The organism is Orrella sp. 11846, assembly GCF_048820935.1.
Classification (GTDB): domain Bacteria; phylum Pseudomonadota; class Gammaproteobacteria; order Burkholderiales; family Burkholderiaceae_B; genus Algicoccus.
The window spans coordinates 1-645 of record NZ_JBMERD010000051.1; the positions used below are offsets into that span (position 1 = coordinate 1).

The 645-nt window shown below is 47.8% G+C and carries 1 protein-coding gene; it reads right to left on the minus strand.

Annotated features, from left to right (window positions below):
- Positions 1-111 precede the first annotated feature (111 nt).
- Positions 112-645, minus strand: a 534-nt coding sequence (locus ACOI06_RS14565) for an IS1634 family transposase (protein ID WP_420663314.1), incomplete at its 5' end; no start/stop codon positions are given.

Consider the following 645-nt stretch of genomic DNA (forward strand, 5'->3'; position numbering starts at 1 on the left):
CCTTTCTTCGTCGACCGCATCTCTGGATCTCTGGAGCGTGTGGAGTTCCCGGGTTCGACAGTTACGTCCGCAACTCATTGTTATATAACGGCGTCATTATAAAACGCACCACTACAAATTGACGTAGGAGATGCTGATCGATGGTTTTTTGACTTCGAGACTACGGAGTATGGTGGCCTGTTCAGTACTGATTGTCGAGATGCCTACGACAGGATCTTGTCCCTCAAAGTGCACTTTGTGTGTCTGGATTTGGCGTAATAACCAGAGTGCTCGTTCCGATGAAACCACGTCAGGTACTGGGTTGGCTCGAAGGCGTGCTCGCATGACACGAGCCAGCACCAGAGCAATAAAACAGATATAAGCATGCGCCCGAATACGATTAGGCAGACGGTGGTAGACAGGGCCAATTTCAATATCAGACTTGAGTAATTTAAAACCACGTTCAATATCGGCTAACGATTTGTATCTGTTCACGACATCGACGACATCCATGTCTTTGGTATTCGTCACTAGCAGCAGCTTGCCATCCATTGCACGAGCCCTTGCCAGTGCCTCCTCATCAATGTCGTAATTGAACAACTCGCTGTTAAAGTTCACTTTCATGATGAGCCCTAAACGCTCCTCACAAACTTCGCGATAAAAGCG